Here is a 20,435-nt window from a genome sequence, read left to right as displayed (position 1 = left end):
GCCTGCAAACAGCGGCTCCCTGCGCTTCCGGTGCTTACGTACTGTAGTACGCTCCGCTCCGGTTCTCGGAAGCCACTGTTTTCGGCTCGTCCTAACCTGAATTCCTGCTCAGGCTAACCCAATCCGATCAAGCGGCGGATGCGGCCGATATCGGTGCCGATGAAGGATTGCATGCCGATCGCCACCTGCTCCGGCGCCATGCCGGCAACGAAGCGGCGAAACTCGTCGTCCGATAACGCCTCTCCCGTCCAGTGGACGCGGCAGAATTCCTCCGAACCGTGGAAGTGGCCGGCGCCGTCCAGCAGATCGTCGACATAGAGGCCATAGATCATGCATTCGGAAAATCTGCGCGCCGAGCCGACCACCTCGACCCAGGCGCGACCATGGACCTTCTCGATCTGGCCGCACATGGCAAGCACGGTGTCGCGGCGCCAGGCGATCAGCGTCGAGATATAATCGTGGGTCGACGTCCGCGACGGGTCGATGCCGAGCGCGGAACCCGCATTGCGCGACCAGACGCGATGCTCGTCGTGACCGTCATCGGCAAGCACGCCGTCGCGGCGGAACAGCCGCGCCTTGCCGTCGCGCCAGAAGGCGGTGCAGTCGAAGGCCTTCAGGAAGGCGACGTCGGAATCGCAGAAGACCAGAACGTCCTCCCTGGCATGCGCCGCAATGGCGATGCGGCGCAGCTGCTGCACGTGCCAGCCGCGCAGCGGTTGCGTTTTCAGGCTGAACCAGACACGTCGGCGGAACAGGCTGAGCGGATCGTCGAAGGCGCGCAGCCAGCGCGGCAGCAGGTCGCGCTCGTCGACAACAGTGCGCCGGCCAGTCTCCAACTGCCGGAAAAGCGCGACGTCGCGGTGTTCGACCAGGATGTAATGGTGCGCGGCGCCGGAGACATGCCGGTCAAGTGTCTCGCACAACAGGCGGCAGCGCTCGAAATCCGGCGCGTAGCTTGCCGTCACCACCGCCGCCGTCGGCGTCTTCGGCAACAGGCCAGGGTCGACGAGAGCGTCTGGAACGAACCTTTTGTTCAACGGAGCTCTCCGGCCGTTTCGGCGCCATGCGACCATCTCTGCTTGACGACCCGCCACAGGAACACCGGATTGCCGACGACGTAGCGGCGCCAGAGCCGGCCCGGCTCGACCGCCAGCCGGAACAGCCATTCCAGGCGCAGGCGGCGCATCCAGAGCGGCGCGCGCGGCACCGAGCCACTCAGGAAATCCAGCAGAGCGCCGACCGCGACCGGCATCGTGCAGTGGCGTTCGTCGATGTGGCGGGCGATCCACAGTTCCTGGCGGGGCACGCCCATGGCGACCAGCAGCATATCGGGCCGCAGCGTCGCGATCCGGCCGATGATCTCCGGCTCCTGCGCGGCGGAGAAATAGCCGTCATGAATGACCACGAAATTGTGCTGCACGGCAAGGGCCGCCAGCTTGACCGACGCCGCCTCGGCGTTGACACGCGTCGCGCCGAGCAGCCCGACGGTCAGCGGCCGCGTCGAGGCCTGCAAGAAGGCCGGCACGAAGTCGGTGCCGTTGAGATTGTCCGGAAAGGGCGCGCCATAGAGGAGCCGTGCGGCGAGATCGACGCCGATGCCGTCCGGCAGGATGAGGAAATCGTCGAGCGCCTCGGCGAAGGCCGGGTCTGAATGGGCGATGTTGGCATTGTGGGCGTTGAGGAAACTGACCTTGGTGAAGCGCCGCTCGGCGATCAGGCGGGTGAGCAGGGCGATGGCATCGTCCCAACGGATGGCGAGCACGGAGATGCCAAGGATCGTCTTCAAGCTGTCGAGCCCGAATGCGGCGCGGGCGGTGTGCATATTCATGCGAACACCTCCTGCCTGACGGCCCCGAGTTTTTCCAAGCCGAGCCGGATGGCGACGTCCAGCGCCTTGACCTGCTGGTGATGGAACGCGCCGCCATCGACGTCCCGGACGCCGGCGGCCGCAGCCTCCAGGGCCCTGGCGAAGCCGGCCGGATCGTCGGTGACGATGCAATTGTCGGGGCGATGGTCGATGCCGCGCAATGAGCGGCTGGTGGCGACCGAGGGCAGGCCGAGTTCGAAGGTCTCGATGGTCTTCAGCTGCACGCCGCTGCCCGCGGTGCTGATCAGCGGGATGACAGCCGCGCCGCACACGAACGCCCTGGCATCCGGGACACGGCCGACAAACTCGACGCCCGGATGCGCCGAGGTGGCGCCTGAGGGCATGTGGCCGGCGATGCGGATGCGAAAACCGGGCCGCAGATGCGGCACCACCTTGCCCAGGAACCAGTCCAGGCCGATGCGGTTCGGCTGCCAGGTCCAGGTGCCGATCAACGCAGCGTCGCAGTCGATCCGGCGCGGGCCGTTGCGGGTTGGCGCCTTGGCGCCGGTCACCAGCGGCAGCACCGCCGATCGGTCAGCGGCAGCGACGCCGAGTGCCGCCCGGTCTTCCTCGGCCAGCGTGAAGACAAAGCGCGCGCGGCGGCAGAGACGCTCTTCCACGACCTTGAGCAGCCTTGCCTCGCGGCGGAACAGCAGGCGCTGGAAGGGGCCGCCGGCAGCAGCCGCGTTCTCCCGCGCCGAGAGATGCTCGACATTGTGGGCGACGAAGACAGAAGGCTTGTCTTCGAAGAGCTTTTCGAAGGCGCCGGCGAACTGGACGGAATTCAGCACATAGCCATCGAACGGCCCGGCCCGCTCGAGAGCGGCCTGCACTTCGCGCTCGGACACCGCACGCAGCTTGACCGAGGCGAAGGTGAGGCCCGACAGCATGGCCTTGCCGACCCAGGCGAGCTTTTGCAGCGCTGAGGCGCTTTCCGTGCGCACGTCGATCGCACCCAGCACCACGGTGTTTTCCGGATCGGCCGCGGCCTTCCCGGGCCAGGTGAAACCGATGACCGTGACGCGCGCGCCGGCGCGCCGCAACGCAGCGATGATCGCAGCATTGGCGATCTCGTAGCCCGAGGCGAGAGCGCCGTCGGGCACGATCGATGTAACGAACAGCAGATGCATCTCACCTATCCTGTGGTGTAGCCGGTAGCAAAACGCGGTGAACCCTTGATTAAGCGAGCACAATCAACGGCCGAACGCCCCTGCCCGACGGGCCTCTCCGTGCAAGGTGATTAACGAAACCTTATCACCGTGGTGCTACCAGAACGCGACTTACCATGTGGCTGGACACGGATGATCCCTTTGCCATCGGATGGTTCGGTATCGATCGCTGGACGGTCTCCCCGGCTTAACGTGGAGGCTGTCGAAGCGGTCGTCACCTTGCCTACCTTCAAGCGGCCCGAACAGGTGCTGGAAACGCTGGCTTCGCTGCGCGCGCAGCGGACCGGCAGGCGCTTTGCCGTCATCGTCATGGAGAACGAAGCCGAGGCGCGGGAAGGCGCCAAGGCGGTGCTGCCGCTGTTCGAGCGCGGCGAGATGCCGGGCATGGTCATCATCGCGCATGAGCGCGGCAATTGCAGCGCCTACAATGCCGGCTGGCAGACGGCGATCCTGCACTTTCCGAACTTCAGGCATCTGCTGGTCATCGACGATGACGAGATCGCCGATCCGCACTGGCTGGAACGCATGTGCACGGCTGCCGAGACGCTCCGCGCCGATGTTGTCGGCGGCCCGCAAGTGCCTGTCTTCGCAGACGCTGCCCATGCGAGATGGGCCGACCATCCGGTGTTCGCGCCGCCCTACCGCGAGACGGGACGCGTGCCGGCGCTCTATTCGTCCGGCAATCTTCTGGTCGGCCGTAACGTGCTGATCGCCATGGGGCCGCCCTTCCTCGATCTCAGATTCAATTTCATGGGCGGCGGCGACTCCGACTTTCTCAGCCGGGCGGCGCAGAAGGGCTTTGTGCTCGGCTGGTGTGCCGAGGCCAAGGTTCGCGAGACCGTCCCGGCGCGGCGCGTCGAGGCCAACTGGGTCCGGGCCCGCAGCCTGCGCAACGGCGTGATCTCGACGCTGGTCGAGAAGAAGAAGCGCGCCGGCACGCCGCTGGCCGGCGCCAAGGTGTTGGCGAAAAGCCTGGCGCTGCTGGCCGCTTCGCCGTTTCGCGGCCTGATCCGGCTGGCGCGCACAGGATCGCCGGCGATCGCCATCTACCCCGTCCATGTGGCGCTCGGCCGCGTGCTGGCCGAATTCGGATATGCCAATGAGCAGTATCGCCAGCCCGAGAAAAACTGAGCGCGCGCCGCTCAGCGGCGCGTTCACGCGCGACGGCGTGGCGACGGCCATCGCCGCACTTCTGTTCACCGTCATCATGGTGTCCTTCCGCCCGTTCCAGCCCGCAGGCGCCGAACTCACCGGCGACGGCGGCGACATCGTCAACCAGCTCGGCTTCGGTTCGCTCGGCGCCGTTTCGATCTTCTCGCTGATGGCCTTTGCCGATCCGCGCATCGTGCGCTCGCTGTTCAGCCTGTCCTGGGTGCTGATGCTGGGTTTCTTCTTCCTGTCGGTGGTGCTGGCGACCGACCCGCCCTCGGCGATGCGCGCCGCGTCCTTCACCATGATCGGCATCTTGACCATGGCAACGATCCTGGCCCTGCCGCGTGACGCCGAGTCCTTCTCGAAAGTCATCATCTTCACCGCCGTGGTGGTGATGGGCCTTTCCTATGTCGGCCTGATCGTCTTTCCGCTCGAAGCGCTGCACACGGCCGATTCCCAGGAGCCCGAACATGCGGGCCTGTGGCGCGGCGTGTTCACCCACAAGAACATCGCCGGCCCGATCATGGCCTGCTTCAGTTTCGCCGGCCTCTACCTCTATCGGCGCGGGCAACGCTGGTGGGGCGCGGGAATCTTCTGCGCGGCGATGATCTTCATGCTGCACACAGGCTCCAAGACCACCGCCGGCCTGGTGCCGTTCTCGATCCTGATCGTCGTTCTGCCGAGCCTGATGGGCATGCGGCTCGGCACGCCGATCCTGTTTACACTGGCGATCATCGCCACCGCGGTCGGCACGTTGGGCATCGTCTTCCTGCCGCCGGTGAAGCATCTGGCGGCGATCTATTTTCCCGACATGACCTATACCGGCCGCACGACGCTGTGGGAGTTCGCCGGCTCGATGCTGGCGAAGAAACCCTGGACCGGCTACGGCTATGAGAGTTTCTGGGGCACGCCCCTGCTGCTCAACCAGGACCAGCCCTTCGACCGGCCGTGGGACATCCGGACCATCGTGCACGGCCATGACGGCTATCTCGACATCGCCGTGTTGATGGGCATCCCCGCCCTTTGCGTGGCGGCCTACACCTTCCTCATCGCGCCACTGCGCGACTACATGCGCATTCCGCTGCGCAAGGAAAATATCTATCTCGGCGACTTCTTCATGATGGTGGTGCTGTTCACCGCGCTTAACGCTTTCCTCGAAAGCTTCTTCTTCCATCGCGGCGACCCGGTCTGGCTGTTCTTCGTGCTCGGCGTGCTTGGCCTGAGGCAAGTGTCGCTGCGGCCGATCCCGGTGCGTGGCTGCCGCCCGGCCTGACAGGGGCTTCCCCAGGGAACCGTGAGCGTCTATGTCAAAGCCTTCCTTCGGAGGGCTTTCGATGACGATCAGGCTTGTTCTCGCCGGCTGTGGCAATATGGGTTACGCCATGCTTTCGGGCTGGCTGAAATCCGGCAAGCTCGCGCCCTCGGCGGTTTTCGTGGTCGAGCCCAATGCGGAGTTGCGCCAGCGCGCTGCGACGCTCGGCTGCGCCACATCAGCGGATGCCAATGAGATTCCAGCCGATGCGGTGCCAGATCTCGTCGTCATCGCGGTAAAACCCCAGGTGATCCGCGACGTCACCGCCGCCTACAAGCGTTTTGGCGACGGGCGGACCACATTCGTCAGCATCGCCGCCGGCACGCCAGTCGCCACCTTCGAGGACATCCTCGGCGGCCGCGCGCCTGTCGTGCGCTGCATGCCCAATACGCCGGCTTCCATCGGCAAGGGCATGATGGTGGTGTTTTCCAACCCGCTCGTCTCCGATGATACCAAGCGCTTTGTCGCCGACCTGCTGTCGGCCAGCGGCGAAGTGACCACCATCGACGACGAGGGCCTGATGGATGCGGTGACCGCCGTGTCGGGATCGGGGCCGGCCTATATTTTCCACTTCATCGAAGCGCTGACCGTGGCCGCCGAGAAGGCGGGGCTGCCTGGTGCAACCGCCAGGCTGCTCGCCATGCAGACGGTCTATGGGGCCGCCTCGCTTGCCGCCGAAAGCCAGGAGGAACCGGGCGTGCTGCGCCAGCAGGTGACCAGCCCCAATGGCACGACGGCAGCGGCGCTTGGCGTGCTGATGGGCGAGGATCGGCTGACCAAGCTGCTGACACAGGCAGTCGAGGCGGCTCGGCTGCGGTCGATCGAACTGGGGAAATAGAGCGGATGTCCGGCTAAGCGAGATCCGTATGTGAGAAGTCGTTGCCTTTGTAGAGCAAAACTGAGCCGTAGCTCTTCGCGCAAGCATAGGACAAGCAATCGGCAAGGTTGACCTGCGCGGGGTGCCCACGTCCCTTTCCGTAGTCTGAAAACGCTTGGATGGCGAGTTTGGCATCGCCGGCGCCGATCGGCACGATTTCGATTTCGGCTTCGCGCAGAAACGCGTCTATCGCCGTTTCCGCAACCAGCGGCTCGATAGCAAGTATGGTGGAAACCCACATCGCTGCTTCAAGCACGACCAGCGCGGAAGTAACCTTGCGTGGTGCTGCGGCGATCCTGTTACTCCATTCGCTGGCATCCGCTTCTGCCGAAAGAATTGCGACGACCACGGAGGTGTCGACGAACATCAGGGATGTCCCCACATGTCGTCGATCTCATCCTTGCTCACAGGCCGGCCGCCGCGGCCGGCTTTGGTCTTAAGGTCATCGGCGATCGCAGCCAGCCGCTTCGCCAGGGGAATGCGTCCGCTTTCCCTTTCCCGTTCCAGTTCCGACTCAAGCGCTTCGATAACCGCTTCGGTCATTGAAATCTTGCGTTTGGCAGCGAGTCGCTGTGCCAGTTCACGCGCACGCGGGTCTCTGATCTGGAGGTTCACTAGTCGATCCTCGGCGACATTTGCCACTACAAGATAGTGCACTGTCATGACGGCGACACAGCGACCTATTTTCCGTACAGCATCTCGTCCTGCAGCCGGCGCAAGGCGAACAGCTTCGTCATCGGGTCGGGCGCGGCGTTGTCGGCGGTCAGCAGTTCGCCCTTCCTGACCGGTTTCAGCACCTTGCCGCCCTCGAGCAGGCCGACCGGTACGGCGCGTTGGGCTCGGGCTTCGCCGACGGTCATGGTCCAGGAACGGTAGCAGGTCTCGCCGATGGCGTCGAAGGTCTCGCCGGCTGCCAAGTCCCGCTTGGCGACCGCGCAGACCTCGGCGACCGGCCTTGGCAGTGGCACCATATCGGGCTTGCCGAAAAGCACGATGCGGGCGGCAGTCAGCGGCACTTCCAGTGATGTCAGATGATAGGGTCGGAACAGGCTGTAATAGGGACCGTGGCCGATATGCAGATCGTCCATGCGCTCGATGATGCGCGGATGCGTCGCCTCGACGATGACGAAGACACCGGGCGCCACACCCTTGCCGATGGTGTAGTCGACGACGCCTTTTTTCAACAACAACCCGCCATCCTCGCGTGGGATCAGCACCTTGACGAGATCGTCGCGGTCGGCCTTCGGGCCATGCATGCCGGGCACATCGGGCACCAGGCCGGTGGCGTTGGCGATGGCGCACATCTCGACCATGGTTTTCGAGCCGTCGACGAACTCGACCAGCATGCGCGGGTTCATGTTGCGGCGGATCGCTTCCTCGCGATAATCGTCGGGCATGGCGTCGTGGTTGAGCGGGTTGTTCTTGCCCTTGCCGGCCGAGACGATGGTCAGGCCGAGGGCGGAGGCGAACTCGATCAGTTCCATGCAGCTCGACGGCTCGTCGCCGGCGCCGACCGAATAGACGACGCCAAGCCGGTCGGCCTGCTGCTTGAGATAGCAGCCGATGGTGACGTCGGCCTCGACATTCATCATCACCAGATGCTTGCCATGCTCCATCGCCATCAAGTCGAAATCGGCGGCGACGCCGGGTTTTCCCGTGGCGTCGATGACGACGTCGATCAGCGGATTGGTGACCAGCATCTCGTTGGAGGTGACGGCGATCTTTCCTGCCTCGATGGCCGCGGTGACTTTCGATGCCGCGTCTGCCTCGACTGCCATCGCCTCGTCGCCATAGGCGATGCGGATGGCGTCACGCGCGGTGTGCGGGCGCCGGGTGGAGACGGCGCAGACCGAAATGCCCTGCATCAGCATGCCTTGCGTGACGAGGTCGGTGCCCATCTCGCCCGAACCGATAACACCGATGCGCACCGGACGACCCTCGGCGGCGCGGCTGGCGAGATCGCGGGCAAGCCCGGTCAAGGCGACATTGGTCATGCGTGAGATGTCCATGGTTCTTGATTTTGGATGCGGCAATAGCAGGGAACCACCCGCTTTTGCCAACGAAACCGTTCTAACCTGGCTTCAGACCACCCTGACGTAGCTCGTCATGCCCGATTTCTGGTGCTCGATGATGTGACAGTGCAGCAGCCAGTCGCCGGGATTGTCGGCGACGAAGCCGAGCTGAACCTTCTCGTTGGGCTGGATAAGATAGGTGTCCGAAATCACCGGCTGCACCGGCCGCGTCGAGGACGACAGCACCTTGAAGCTCATGCCGTGCAGATGCATCGGGTGCGATTGCGGTGTCAGGTTCTCCATGTCGATGACATAGCTTTTGCCGAGCTTCAATTCGGCCAGCGGCGCGGTCGGATCGGATGTATCGCCTGGCCACGGCACCTTGTTGATGGCCCAGAAACTGTAGCCGAGCGAACCGCAGATGCCGTTGCTCGGGACGTTTTCCGCCGTGGCGCTGAGCGCCAGCGAAATATGCTGGACGGCGGCGAGGTCCACCTCCGCCACCGGATTGACCTCCAGCGGTGCAACATCGCGAACATCCCGCTTGAGCGACCTGCCCGTCGCGCGCACGGTCGCCAGGATTTTGGGCTTGGTGCCCCTGACATCGCGCAGGCTCACCACCGCGCCCTCCTGATCGGGCATGCGGATGGCGAGCTCCATGCGCTGCCCCGGCCCAAGCAGCAAGGCATCGGGCGAAAAACGCTCAGGTACCGGATTGCCGTCCAGCGCCATCACGATCGCCTCGGCGCCATCGACGCGAAAGGCATAGATGCGCGTGACATCGGTGATGGCGACGCGCAGCCGCATCAGGCCTCCGGCCGGCGCGTCATAGTGCGGCTGGTCGAGCCAGTTGGCGGTGCGCACCGTGCCGTAAGTACCGGTTCTCGCGGCATCGCGCGGCCGGAACTGGTCGATGAACTGGCCGTCGTCGCCAAGACGCCAGTCGCGCAGATTGAGGACGAATTCGGCGTCGAATTTCGGATCGTTCGGGTTTTCCACCACGATCACGCCGGTCAGGCCGTGGCCCATCTGCTCCAGCGTATTGCAATGCGGGTGATACCAGAAGGTGCCGGCGTCGGGCGGCGTGAAGGCGTAGTCGAAATGATCGCCGGTGTAGACGTAAGGCTGCACCAGGAAGGGCACGCCATCCATCTTGTTGGGCAGGCGAATGCCGTGCCAGTGGATGGTCGTGGGATCATCGATGGCGTTGACCAGACGCGCCGCGAAGGGTTCGCCCTTCCTCATCCTCAGCACCGGCGGCATTCCGGCATCGCCGTAGGTCAGCACATTGTTGGTCGGGCCGATATCCATCAGCGAGGCCTGGATCTTGGCCGTCTGCAGCACCACCGGCTCCGGGCTCGCGGCGGCGAGGCTGCCAAGCCTGCCGATGGCCGAAAGCCCCACTCCGGTTGCGCCAGCGATGGCGGCCGTTTTCAAGAGCCCGCGGCGTGTCCATCCGGTCATTCAGCGCTCCAACTGCAAAGCCTGGGATCTATCGTCGCCTTGGATCACAGGCGAGCCACCAGTGCAAATGCCGATATTGGCACACCGCGTCTCGCCAATGCCATGGCGACGAGATGGCATCCCCTCGGGAGCGTTCGCCCCCTATTTGAAACTGGCGATGGGCAGGAATTTCACGGCGGAGCCGGTGAAGCGGCGGTGATCCGACGTCTGTCCCCGCGGCTGGAATCCGTCGAGATAGACCTGCTCCGGCGCCGTGCGGATGAAATTGGCTGCGATGACGGGCGCTGCTGCCGCGCCGGTTCCTCCGGAGATGCCGCGACCCGCCACGGGCACAATCACGGCGGTGGCCTCGGTATCGAGGCGTGGTTGGACACGATCGGTCTTGGGGCTGGTCCTGACACGATCCTCGGGTTTCGGTGCCGGGACGGCAACCTGCTGAGCGGCCGATCCATCAAGGACGGTATCGGGGTGGTGCATGGCCAGCAATGCAGCGACGGCATCGGCGGATTTGACCGCTTCCGGCTGACGCATCGCGCTTGCCTCATTCCGCGGCCGCCATGTCGGCAACGGGATGTTGAGCGCCACCATGTCCGGCGCGGCGCTCGCGGCATCCGTCTTGCCCAAGGGCATTTCGGCATTGGCCACCACCGGCTTGGGCGCGGAGAGTTCGGCCCGCACCGTGGACGCGCTGGCCATCGCCAACGTTGCGTTTTGCGGGGTCGCAATGCTGGCGGTGGCGACGGCGCGCGGGGCGAAGGCGGGCAACGGCACCGCGCTGGGCGCCATGGCCATGACGATCGCTTCCGGCGACTTGCCCTTCTGCTCGACGAGCGGTTCTTCGGCCTCACCGGCGGAAGCCATCTGGATATCCGCCCGCTGGGCCTCCTGCGGCGGCACGATGGCAATGCCTTGCCCCGCGGTCTTGGGTTCAACGGACTTGGCCGGTTTGCGTGGCGCGGGTGCTGCTTCGGCGATATCCTCGGACTCGTCGGCGCCGCGCCCGCCCAGAAGCGTCGCCAGCAGGCCGCGCGACTTGCGCTGGCCGCCATCGGCGCTAGCCAGCTCGATATTGGGCGTGCCGGCGGCCTTGCGCGATTTGTAGACGGCAAGCGCCTGGTCGTAGCCGGGCAGCGGCCTGCCGTCGCTCGGCACATGCAGTGTGTTGCCGTTCGGGAAGACCCTGGCAAGTTCCTGGCGGCTGATGCCCGGCCAATGCCGCACATTGCCGACATCCATGTGAATGAAAGGCGAGCCGGAGGTCGGATAATAACCGACGCCGCCGCCCTGCATCCTGAGGCCGATGTCGCGCAGCTTTTTCAGCGGCACATCCGGCAGGAAGAAATCCATGGCGCGGCCGACCATGTGCTGGCTTTCCCGCGCCACGCCCTTCGAGCGGCCGCGCAGCATGGCGTTGGTCGCCGGCGAGCGATAGGCGCTGACGACATGGATATAGCCGGTCGAGCCGCTGGCACGATAGGCCTGCCAGACGAGGTCGAGCAGGCGCGGATCCATCCTGGTCGGCTCGTTGCGGCGCCAGTCGCGCAGCATGAAACTGATCTTCTTCAATCCCGCCTGATCGTAGCGCCCGTTGCGCTTGAAGACGATCTCGGCCTTCTCGCCGGTATGCAGATGCTGGATCTTCAAGGCGCGCGTCTCGGCGAACGCACTGGTGACGCACAGGCAAAGCAACGCGACGGCAATGGCCGGCAACCATGTCCAACGATGGCAGGCGCCGGGCGCGTTCTGTTCGCTTTCAGTCACGTTCATGCCTTGCACATTGTTCTTGTTTCGGGCGATTTGACGACTTCGCCGCAAGCGGCCTTCTTTCGAACAGGCCCCACCAGGCACGCGGGCATCCGTCCTCGTCCTGTCGATGAACAGCATCTTGGTTAACGAATCGTGTTCGCGCCAGGACCGAACCTTCCCTGCCCCGGAATGACTTCAACTGACCGCTTCAGCGGAACAGATATTTCGAGACTTCCGGATTGCCGCGCCGCCACATGACATTGTCCAGGAAGTAGTGGTGCACGTTGATGAAGATCCAGGCGATGAAGAGGAAGAGCGACGAGCCGAATACGGCCTTGTCGTAGGGAACCAGGTCGGTCAACGCCATCGGCACCAGCCAGAAACCGAGCGCTCCGAGGATTGCACCGACCAGGATGAAGGCCAGCACGCGCAGCCTGTAGCGTGGTCCGAGAATGGCGAAGACCTTCAACGGCGCCTTCTCGACGGCATCCGCGCGGTCGCGCTCGACATTGGTCTGGTAGCGCCAGACCACGGCCAGATACTGCAACGAATGCATTGCCGGCACGACGAGCAGCCAGAGCGGGTTCAGCGTCACGAACAGGATCCAGGCATAGAGGGACACGACGTAGGCGACGACGCCGTTATAAGGCAGCGCGCCACCATGCTTGCGCCAGCGGTTGATGAACATCACGGCGGTTGCCGCCGAGGAGGCGGCGGCGATCGACATGGCGATGGTGATGAGCCATGGCGGCACCGCGAAGGTGTAATAGTCCAGACCCCAGAACTGCCTTTGGGTGATCACCACATTCGTCTGGAGCCAGGCGAACAGCCAGACGGCGTAGCCGTTGAACAGCAACACCTTCTTGTCCTGATCACTGAAGAATTTGCGCTTCAGCACCGCATCCACCATCAGCATGCCGTAACCCTGCTTGACGTAATGCCAGCCGACGAAAAAGCCCATCGCGTTTGTCGCATTGCCGAGCAGGCGGGCGTTGCCCGTCAGCGCGCCAAAGGCAAAGAAGGCAACCATCGCCAGCGGCACGACAATGCCCGCGAGAATATAGCGGATCTGAAGGCTCCGGCCGTAACCCTGACCGCGCACCTTGCGCGCGAAATTGCGATAGAAGATCTGGTACGAATGACCGAAATGCGGCTGGTTTATGAGGTGGGAGAGCAAGAACATCGTCAGCGTCACGGTGGCTTCATACCGCAGCGGCAGGAAATACAGGACCGGCAGGACGAGAAGCGCGCTTCCGCCAAGCATGAAGAAGTCGATGAACGGGCCAAAGAGATATTTTTGCGGGGCGGCCGCGACTGAAGTTGGGGTGTCCGCCGAAAGGTGAAGTGCCATGGTGCCTTCTCCCCCTGTGGTGGTCTATTTAGCCATCGACCTGGTTGCTCGGCAAGGTGCCGACACAGTTATGAAGGAGGGCGGTCTATCACTGGCCAGGTGCTGGCACATCCACGCGATTGAAACGCGGGAGAAGCATTGGAACGCGCCGAGCGTATTCTTCATATTCAGGGAATGTCTGTCGAAGGATGCCTTCCTCGTTCCGTGCACGTCGATACTGTACGAGAAATTGGACCGCGCCTAACGCCACCATCAACACCGACAAGTGCGAAAGGATCATTCCGAGAACGAATGTCGCCTCGCAGATGTAAAGCGGATGGCGAACAATGGAATATGGGCCAGAGGTAACCAGTTGCCGGGCCGTGGCCATGATGGAGAAAGAGCGGCCGAGCCAGTAGAGGCAAAACACGGAGCCCACCATGCCGATGAAAATCAAGCACAGCGCCACCATTTGCGCTGCCTCGCTTTCCAGTGCCGGGGTCATAAACATTGCAACGATGATTAGGAAAGTTCCGGCTACAGAAGTGACCCTTGGTTCGATTCCCTGCGCGGTTCCTTTTGGCGGGAGGCGACCGATCGTCAGGAAAACCTGCAGGGCGGATATAACAGTCGCCAAGACCTGATTGACGATGGCCAGCGAATATACCGATGCATTCTGATGGAAATAGACGAACAGAGGAATCGCGCTGAGAACCGCCAGGACCGTCATGATACAGACGATCGCGATCCGGCCGAGAAAATCTTCATTCAACATTTTGCCCCCCTGCAAAGCAGCACTGAAGCATTCCTCGCGTGCGCCGACAAGCAAATGGTTTCCAGAGCGTTAACGGCCAAAACGGCCGCCAATCGAGATGTGTCATCAGGTCGTCAAAGCCTCCCGGCCAGAAGGTCACGGCGCACCGGCTAACTGTCTGGAAACCATTGCCTTGTGTGAGGGGCCATGAAGTGGTTCACTCCCTCTGGTAAATGACATTGCGAGATGGAGCCGATGGACCTCTTTGGTCTGAAAACGCTGCTCATTTGCGCCCTGATCTTCGTACCGCTGGAGCACTTCCTCGCCCTGCGGACGCAACAGAAGATATTCCGCAAAGGTCTCGGCACCGATGTGATCTACGCGCTGGTCAACGGCGCTTTCCTCAAGATCTGCATTTTTCTTATGGCGGCAGGGGCAATGGGCGTCTCGGCATCTTTGGTACCTGAGAAGGTAACGATGACGGTGAGCGGTCAGGCGACATGGCTCCAGGTCATAGAGATCATCATCCTGGCCGATCTCGGTGTCTACGCTTCCCACCGAGCGTTTCATGCCATCCCGGCGCTCTGGAGATTCCACGCCATCCATCACGGCATCGAGGAGTTGGACTGGATGGTTGCTTTCCGGGCGCATCCGGTCGACCAGATCATCACCAAGGCTGCCTCGCTTCTGCCTGTATTCTTTCTGGGATTTTCGTTGGAAGCCATTGCGGTATACTTCATCATCGCTACCGGGCATGCGTTGCTTCTACATGCCAACGTCAGGATGAACTTCGGGCCGCTCAAATGGGTGATCGCAAGCCCCCAGTTCCACCACTGGCATCATGCCGATCAACGCGACGCCTACGACAAGAACTTCGCCAGTCACTTGGCCATCATCGATGCGTTGTTCGGCACTTTCCATATTCCAGGCTCCAGAATGCCCGAGAAATATGGTGTCGATGAGCCGATCCCGACGAATTATGTCGGCCAGCACGGCTACCCGTTCGTGCGCGGGACTCAACAGGGCCGGAATACAGCGGATGCCGTCGCCAAGCCGACGCCCGAAGCGCGCGGGTAGCCCAGCGCCCGTCAATTGTTCACATCGATAGAGAGCCGGGGACGACAAAGCCGTATCCGACCTGCAAGGCGATTATGCAAATCGACGCCACAGAGATAGGTACGCCAAACGGGACAACACCTTTGCGGTCAAGGTGTTGCACGTAGACGCGGAAGGCGCCTTGTGGGAGCAAGAATGGATTCTTCACAACCATGGCCGTGGCGAGGGCGAACAACAGCAGCAAGATGGAAAACCCGACCAGATCATTTCCACCGACCAGAAACGGCACGACTGCCATCAGCTTGACATCGCCTGCGCCGACCTTTCGCAGAACCCAGAACGGAAAGAGCCCCACGAACAGCACAAGCGCGGCGATGGCGCTCAGCCCCATGTCCCACCACGCTCCGGACTGAAGCGACAAAAGCAGCAGCGACCCCGCCCCAAGGCAGAGCAGCAGCAGCGCGTCGCGATTGGCTATCTTCTGTGTCGTGAAGTCCAGCCATGCAACCCTTGCGAGCAAAGGGATGGCAAGCGCTTTCAGCAACAGCACTTCGACAAGCAGCATGTTAGCGCTCGATGTTCTGCACGCTTGACGACAGTAGCTTCAGATTGTTGGCGACCGTCGGATCGTTGGGCGCCAATTCATAGGCCTTCAGGAAACTCGCGCGGGCATCCTGCAGCTTGCCGCGCAGCAAATAGGAGTAGCCGACATTGTTGTAATATTCGGGTGACGCGCCAACCAGCTTGAAGGCCCTGCTATAGGCCCGGTCGGCGAGGTCGAAGCGGTGGATGCGATCGCACGAAGCGGCCAGTCCCATCCAGGCGCCGCCATCATTGGGGGCCAGTTGCGTCGCCTTGAAGAACAGCGCGCCGGCGTTGCTGTAATTTTCCGCACGAAACTGATTCGTAGCTTCGGCCACGGCCTGGTCCGAGGCATAGTACTCGACGTTGCCGACTGTCTTCAGCCCGTCGAAGGCATCGCCAAAGGACGTGACGTCGCCTTTCGACGGCTCGTTGGTGCGCACGACACCATCGGTGCTGTCCGCACCTTTCGTTTGGCAACCGGCAAGGGCCATCAAAAGACTGGCTGCGGCTACGGCTGCGAGGCGCATTGGCCCTGTCATTTTATCCCCCAAGAGTCCGCCGACTCCGTTTTGGAACCAAAGCATATAAACATTTAGAAGAAAATGCCCTTCATGCGGATGAGCACCGGCAACATCACGACCATCATCACAACCGGAAAGATGCAGAGGCCGAGCGGGATCATCATCTTGACCGGCAGCGCGTTGGCACGTTCCTCGGCGCTCATGATTCTCTGGTTGCGCATTTCGTCGCTGTAAATGCGCAGGGCATCGGTGAGACTGGTGCCCAGTTCTTCCGATTGGCGAAACAGAACGGCCAGGGCGCGCGCCTCGTCAAGCCCGATGCGGTCGGCCAGTTCGCGCAAAGCCTCGCGCAACGGTTTGCCCGCGCGCAACTGCAAGGTCACGATCGACAGCTGAATACCCAGCCATTTGTGTGTGCCAGCCAGTTCAGCGCCAACGCGCTCCACGGCGGCCTCAAGGCTCATGCCGGCGTCGGCGCAGGTGATCATCATGTCCATGAAATCGGGAAAGCCGCGCCGATAGACCTGCTTTTGCCGGCTCTCAAAGCGGTCGAGAGCGATGCTGGGGATGACAAGGCAGCCAAGCCCGATCACGGCTGAACCTGCAAATGCCACGAGCCCCGGCAATTGCGGCGGCAACACACGCGATAGAAGGGCATAACAGGCCAGGAAGCCGATACAGACGGCGCCGAGGCGAGAGAGCGTGTAAATGACTGGTGCGCTTGATTGATAGAACCCTGCCCGAAACAGTTTCGCTTCCAGGGCATTCGGCTCGCCGCGTTCCTTTTCCAGGCCGCGGAAATAGGCATCGACCGGCCGCTGCGCAGAAATCCTGTTGAGCTCCTGCTGGGCATGGAGCGACCGGCGACTGGTGATCCCCTCGGCCAAAAGGGTTTGTGTGACCAGCTTCCTTGTCTGGAAGACCGGGATGAGGACAAAGGCGGCCAGCAAAAAAAGCGCCACTGCCGCCAGGAAGATGGCGAGCGACAACAGCGTGGCTGAATTCCCTAGATTGGTAAACACGTCCCCTGCCCGCCACTAGAAATCGAAGTTGACCATTCGGTACATTATGAAGTCGCCCAACAGTGCCCAAGATCCAAAGATCACAAACACCGGCACAACGATAGGGTTACCCCAGACGTCACCGTAAAAGCTTGGAGCGGCGATCGACAGCACGCCAAGCATCAGAAGTGGAAATAGCGAGATTATCCAGGCCGACATGCGGCCTTCAGCCGACAGCGCCCTGATCTTCATGCGCAATTTCCGGCGTTCACGTAACACCGACGACAGATTAGAAAGTATCTCGGTGAGATTGCCGCCGGTCTTGGCCTGGATGGACAGCGACACCGAAAGCAGATGCAGGCCTTCGAAGCCGACTCGCTCCGACAATTTTCGAACTGCCTGCTCCAGACTGAGGCCAAAGCTGATTTCGTCGGAAACAATGCCGAATTCAGTGCCGAGCGGATCAGGCATTTCACGTGCGACAAGCCCGATCGCGACGGTGGTTGGGTGACCGGCGCGCAGAGAACGCACGATCATATCGAGTGCATCGGGAAGCTGGACCGCAAATTTCTTGATGCGCTTGTCCCGGGCGCTTCGTAAAACGAGAATCGGTAGGATAAATCCGACAATCAGGAAGACCGTGACGGCGACAATGACGGAAAAGTGCAGAAGCAACGGCAAAAGGAGCGCCGAAACGAGGCCCGCGAGAAGGAAAACTGCCAGGAACGCCAATGGATTGCCGGTGATGCCGGATTGCGTATAGAGCCGGTTGAGCGCGATTGCGCCGAAAATGAAGTCCCCCGATGCCGTCAGGCCGCGTTCCTGCAGCAGTCCCTGCAGACTCTGCTCGGCCGGCTTTTCTTCTCCCAGGCGCTGCAAGCGTCGATTTATGATGCCTGCCCGCGCTCGCCGTCCGGCGATTGAGAGAAAAAAGGATTCGGCAGCTAGAATGACCGATGCTGCCGCCAGCACATAGATGAAGTAGAGGAGGGTCTGACCGGTCGGCATCAAAGTGGAACCTGCGGATTGAACGCATCTTTTGCGAAATGGTACCCCATCGCCGCCGCTTCAGTGGCAAAACGCGGCCGTACACCGGTGGCGCGAAATTCACCGACAATCGCGCCATCGGCGCGGACATCGCGGCGAAAGAAGTGATAGATTTCCTGAAGCTGGACGACGTTGCCTTCCATGCCGGTCAGTTCCGAGATGGAAGTGACGCGCCGGCCGCCGTCCGAGAGCCGTTGTGTCTGTACGATGATATCGATGGCCGAGGCGATTTGCGCGCGGATGGAATCATTGGTCATCGGCATGCCGGCCATGCCGACCATCTGCTCAAGTCGCGAGATCGCATCGCGCGGCGTGTTGGCGTGGATGGTGGTCATCGAGCCTTCGTGGCCGGTGTTCATCGCCTGCAGCATGTCGAAGGCCTCCTCGCCGCGAACCTCGCCGACGATGATGCGGTCCGGTCGCATGCGCAATGCGTTCTTCAGCAGCTCGCGCTGCCGAACCTCGCCCCTGCCCTCGACATTGGGCGGCCGCGTCTCCAGCCGTCCGACATGCGGCTGCTGCAGCTGCAGTTCCGCCGCATCCTCGATGGTGATCAGGCGCTCCCTGGCCGGGATGTAGCTCGACAACGCGTTGAGCAAGGTCGTCTTGCCGCTGCCGGTGCCGCCGGAAACCAGGATCGACTTGCGCGACTGTACCGCGATGCGCAGCAGATCGACCATCGGCTGCCGAATCGAGTTGAACGCCATCAGACGTTCGAGAGAATAAGGGTTCTTGGAAAATTTACGGATCGAGACCAGCGGGCCGTCGACCGAGATCGGCCGCACCGCGATGTTAACGCGGGAGCCGTCTGCCAGCCGGGCATCGACCATCGGTGCCGATTCGTCGACACGCCGGCCGATCGCCGAGACGATCTTGTTGATGACGCGCAACAGATGGGCCTCGTCGCGAAAGCGTATCGCGGTTTCCTCGATCACGCCATATCGCTCGATGAAGACCCGCTTGTGGGTGTTGATCAGAATGTCGGCAATCGAATCGTCTTTCAGCAATGGCTCGATCGGCCCCAGGCCAAGCATTTCGTCGGCCGTGTCGCTGGTCAGTTGATCGAGCTCGCGCGCGTTCAGCGGAACGTTGCGACCGCGCACGAACTCGCGCACTATGGGACGAATTTCGTTCAGGATCTCGTCCTTCGACGCAGTTTCGAGCGACGCCAGGTTGAACCGGTCAATCAGATGTCGATGCAGATCGACTTTCAGCGCCAGGAACTCGTCGCCATGCGGTTCGAGATCGGTAACGGGCGGGGCGCCCCCGGCAACTTGGAGGACCGCCATCGGCTCCTGCTTTGGCTCGATCCGCGTCTCGCCACCCTTGATGAACCGCCCCAGCATAATCCCTTATACCCCTCCAGCGCACATTAGCGGAAACTAAACGTTAACCAAGCGTCGCACAAGCGCCGGGACGCCTCACGCCCGGGCAATACTTTCAACATAGTTAAGAAGCGGCGCTAGCAAATATCGTTTTTGCTTCCGGCCTCCACGCCGTCAACCATGAGTGGAGCACCAAGCCTCGGAGCGCCCGAGTCCCTTGCGCGCTCAAGCACCGACATCCATCCCATAATTGGCTATAACCCCTTAGATATAAAGGAATATGCCATATTGCTAAAATAGGGATCGCTCCATTAGCAAGAGGATATAATTGTGAACGAATGGTTAAGAGCGCTTGAAAAATTAGACGAATCAAGGTGTTGCTGAAATTTAAGGCCGCGCTCAACTCGAAGGTTCATGTATTGGGAAGTTAAGGAACCGTTAATCCCGTTTGACTCTGCAATTTCTCGGGACCTAGGATCGAGATGACGGGGGATGCTTGGGTATGGGGTTCATCCTTGGCTCTGTCTCGTCGGGTTCAAACCTCCAAAAGGGAGAAATTGACATGAAGAAGCTCATGACGATGACCCGGCAGTTCCGCGACGACGAAAACGGCGCTGCCATGGTCGAATATACGGTGCTGCTCGGCATCATCACGGTTGCGGTCATCGCTACGGTGGTGCTGGTCGGCACCTGGGTAGGCAACCAGTGGACCACGCTGAACACCAGACTCACGGCCGCGGCCTAATGCTCTGGCAGGCCCAAACTAAGGCTTGGGCCTGCCACTCTGGCCATCGGGTTGATCGGCCTCTGGTGCGATCTTGGTTGGTTGGCGGGCAGGTAATGCAAACACTGATATAGTGGTCGTTCTCGATCCCGTGTTTGGCGTTCCGGCTGTCGACTTTAAGGTGACGAGGATGCTTAGGTATGGATTTCATCCTTGGCTCGTCTCGTCGGATCAAAACCTCCAAAGGGAGAAAATTGGCATGAAAAGGTTCATGACGATGACCCGGCAGTTCCGCGACGACGAAAACGGCGCTGCCATGGTCGAATATACCGTGCTGCTCGGCATCATAACCGTGGCGGTCATCGCTACGGTGGTGTTGGTCGGCGCTTGGGTGGGCACCCAATGGACCACGCTGAACACTACGCTTACTGCCGCTTAGTGACACTCGGCAGGCCTGGGCGCAAATGCTTGGGCCGGCCTCTTTTCAACCAGA

The 20,435-nt window shown here is 62.0% G+C and carries 21 protein-coding genes; 6 read left to right on the top strand and 15 right to left on the bottom strand.

The genetic code is table 11. The annotated features are described in order from the left end of the window. Positions 1-113: 113 nt before the first annotated feature. The 3 genes from CK227_RS31845 to CK227_RS31835 are packed head-to-tail and all read right to left on the bottom strand — an operon-like array spanning position 114 to position 2,997. Positions 114-1,037, bottom strand: coding sequence for a DUF6492 family protein (locus CK227_RS31845; RefSeq protein WP_095775478.1), 924 nt, complete (start codon positions 1,035-1,037; stop codon positions 114-116). Beyond that, positions 1,034-1,828, bottom strand: a complete 795-nt coding sequence (locus tag CK227_RS31840) for a WecB/TagA/CpsF family glycosyltransferase (RefSeq protein WP_095775477.1) — start codon at positions 1,826-1,828, stop codon at positions 1,034-1,036. Before CK227_RS31840 ends, CK227_RS31845 begins: the two co-directional genes overlap by 4 nt. Beyond that, positions 1,825-2,997, bottom strand: a complete 1,173-nt coding sequence (locus CK227_RS31835; RefSeq protein ID WP_095775476.1) for a glycosyltransferase family 4 protein — start codon at positions 2,995-2,997, stop codon at positions 1,825-1,827. Before CK227_RS31835 ends, CK227_RS31840 begins: the two co-directional genes overlap by 4 nt. 171 nt (positions 2,998-3,168) lie before the next feature. On the opposite strand from CK227_RS31835, the gene CK227_RS31830 reads away from it, so the two are divergent. From CK227_RS31830 to proC, 3 genes are all read left to right on the top strand, one after another. Next, positions 3,169-4,167: a glycosyltransferase gene (locus CK227_RS31830; RefSeq protein WP_095775475.1), complete on the top strand. Its 999-nt coding sequence runs from the start codon at positions 3,169-3,171 to the stop codon at positions 4,165-4,167. Continuing rightward, positions 4,136-5,461, top strand: a complete 1,326-nt coding sequence (locus tag CK227_RS31825; RefSeq protein ID WP_095775474.1) for an O-antigen ligase — start codon at positions 4,136-4,138, stop codon at positions 5,459-5,461. The genes CK227_RS31830 and CK227_RS31825 overlap by 32 nt, the downstream gene beginning before the upstream one ends. Positions 5,462-5,522: 61 nt before the next feature. After that, a complete protein-coding gene (proC, locus tag CK227_RS31820; protein WP_095775473.1) occupies positions 5,523-6,338 on the top strand; it encodes a pyrroline-5-carboxylate reductase in 816 nt (271 codons plus the stop codon). Positions 6,339-6,351: 13 nt separating this feature from the next. On the opposite strand, the gene CK227_RS31815 is transcribed toward proC, so the two are convergent. The 7 genes from CK227_RS31815 to CK227_RS31785 form a co-directional block, all read right to left on the bottom strand. Beyond that, positions 6,352-6,744, bottom strand: a complete 393-nt coding sequence (locus CK227_RS31815; RefSeq protein WP_095775472.1) for a type II toxin-antitoxin system VapC family toxin — start codon at positions 6,742-6,744, stop codon at positions 6,352-6,354. Next, positions 6,744-6,992 (bottom strand): type II toxin-antitoxin system VapB family antitoxin, encoded by a 249-nt coding sequence (locus tag CK227_RS31810; protein ID WP_095775471.1) that lies wholly within the window; start codon positions 6,990-6,992, stop codon positions 6,744-6,746. Before CK227_RS31810 ends, CK227_RS31815 begins: the two co-directional genes overlap by 1 nt. A gap of 65 nt (positions 6,993-7,057) precedes the next feature. Next, on the bottom strand, positions 7,058-8,371 hold the full coding sequence (locus CK227_RS31805) for an NAD(P)H-dependent oxidoreductase (protein WP_095775552.1): 1,314 nt from the start codon (positions 8,369-8,371) through the stop codon (positions 7,058-7,060). A gap of 87 nt (positions 8,372-8,458) precedes the next feature. Beyond that, entirely contained in the window at positions 8,459-9,853 is a 1,395-nt protein-coding gene (locus CK227_RS31800; protein ID WP_095775470.1) for a multicopper oxidase family protein, read from the bottom strand. A 141-nt stretch (positions 9,854-9,994) separates the two neighbouring features. Beyond that, positions 9,995-11,620: a DUF882 domain-containing protein gene (locus tag CK227_RS31795; protein WP_095775469.1), complete on the bottom strand. Its 1,626-nt coding sequence runs from the start codon at positions 11,618-11,620 to the stop codon at positions 9,995-9,997. A gap of 187 nt (positions 11,621-11,807) precedes the next feature. Then, positions 11,808-12,950, bottom strand: a complete 1,143-nt coding sequence (locus tag CK227_RS31790) for a hypothetical protein (protein WP_095775468.1) — start codon at positions 12,948-12,950, stop codon at positions 11,808-11,810. Positions 12,951-13,038: 88 nt separating this feature from the next. Next, positions 13,039-13,704 (bottom strand): isoprenylcysteine carboxylmethyltransferase family protein, encoded by a 666-nt coding sequence (locus tag CK227_RS31785; RefSeq protein WP_095775551.1) that lies wholly within the window; start codon positions 13,702-13,704, stop codon positions 13,039-13,041. Positions 13,705-13,929: 225 nt separating this feature from the next. On the opposite strand from CK227_RS31785, the gene CK227_RS31780 reads away from it, so the two are divergent. Beyond that, positions 13,930-14,760: a sterol desaturase family protein gene (locus tag CK227_RS31780; RefSeq protein ID WP_095775467.1), complete on the top strand. Its 831-nt coding sequence runs from the start codon at positions 13,930-13,932 to the stop codon at positions 14,758-14,760. Positions 14,761-14,779: 19 nt separating this feature from the next. On the opposite strand, the gene CK227_RS31775 is transcribed toward CK227_RS31780, so the two are convergent. The 5 genes from CK227_RS31775 to CK227_RS31755 are packed head-to-tail and all read right to left on the bottom strand — an operon-like array spanning position 14,780 to position 19,239. Beyond that, positions 14,780-15,304 (bottom strand): prepilin peptidase, encoded by a 525-nt coding sequence (locus tag CK227_RS31775; RefSeq protein WP_095775466.1) that lies wholly within the window; start codon positions 15,302-15,304, stop codon positions 14,780-14,782. A gap of 1 nt (position 15,305) precedes the next feature. Beyond that, a complete protein-coding gene (locus CK227_RS31770; RefSeq protein ID WP_179296550.1) occupies positions 15,306-15,863 on the bottom strand; it encodes a tetratricopeptide repeat protein in 558 nt (185 codons plus the stop codon). A gap of 53 nt (positions 15,864-15,916) precedes the next feature. Next, positions 15,917-16,834 (bottom strand): type II secretion system F family protein, encoded by a 918-nt coding sequence (locus tag CK227_RS31765; RefSeq protein WP_245318338.1) that lies wholly within the window; start codon positions 16,832-16,834, stop codon positions 15,917-15,919. Positions 16,835-16,882: 48 nt separating this feature from the next. Continuing rightward, on the bottom strand, positions 16,883-17,854 hold the full coding sequence (locus tag CK227_RS31760; protein WP_095775463.1) for a type II secretion system F family protein: 972 nt from the start codon (positions 17,852-17,854) through the stop codon (positions 16,883-16,885). Next, a complete protein-coding gene (locus tag CK227_RS31755; RefSeq protein ID WP_095775462.1) occupies positions 17,854-19,239 on the bottom strand; it encodes a CpaF family protein in 1,386 nt (461 codons plus the stop codon). The genes CK227_RS31760 and CK227_RS31755 overlap by 1 nt, the downstream gene beginning before the upstream one ends. A gap of 541 nt (positions 19,240-19,780) precedes the next feature. Between CK227_RS31755 and CK227_RS31750 the strand changes: the two genes are divergently transcribed. Both CK227_RS31750 and CK227_RS31745 read left to right on the top strand, forming a co-directional pair. Continuing rightward, positions 19,781-19,963, top strand: a complete 183-nt coding sequence (locus CK227_RS31750; protein ID WP_095775461.1) for a Flp family type IVb pilin — start codon at positions 19,781-19,783, stop codon at positions 19,961-19,963. Positions 19,964-20,201: 238 nt separating this feature from the next. Next, positions 20,202-20,381: a Flp family type IVb pilin gene (locus tag CK227_RS31745; RefSeq protein WP_095775550.1), complete on the top strand. Its 180-nt coding sequence runs from the start codon at positions 20,202-20,204 to the stop codon at positions 20,379-20,381. Positions 20,382-20,435: the final 54 nt, after the last annotated feature.

It is taken from the genome of Mesorhizobium sp. WSM4308 (assembly GCF_002294905.1).
Lineage (GTDB): Bacteria > Pseudomonadota > Alphaproteobacteria > Rhizobiales > Rhizobiaceae > Mesorhizobium.
The sequence above is the reverse complement of the archived record's forward strand: the minus strand, read 5'-3'. Positions and strand labels throughout refer to the sequence as shown.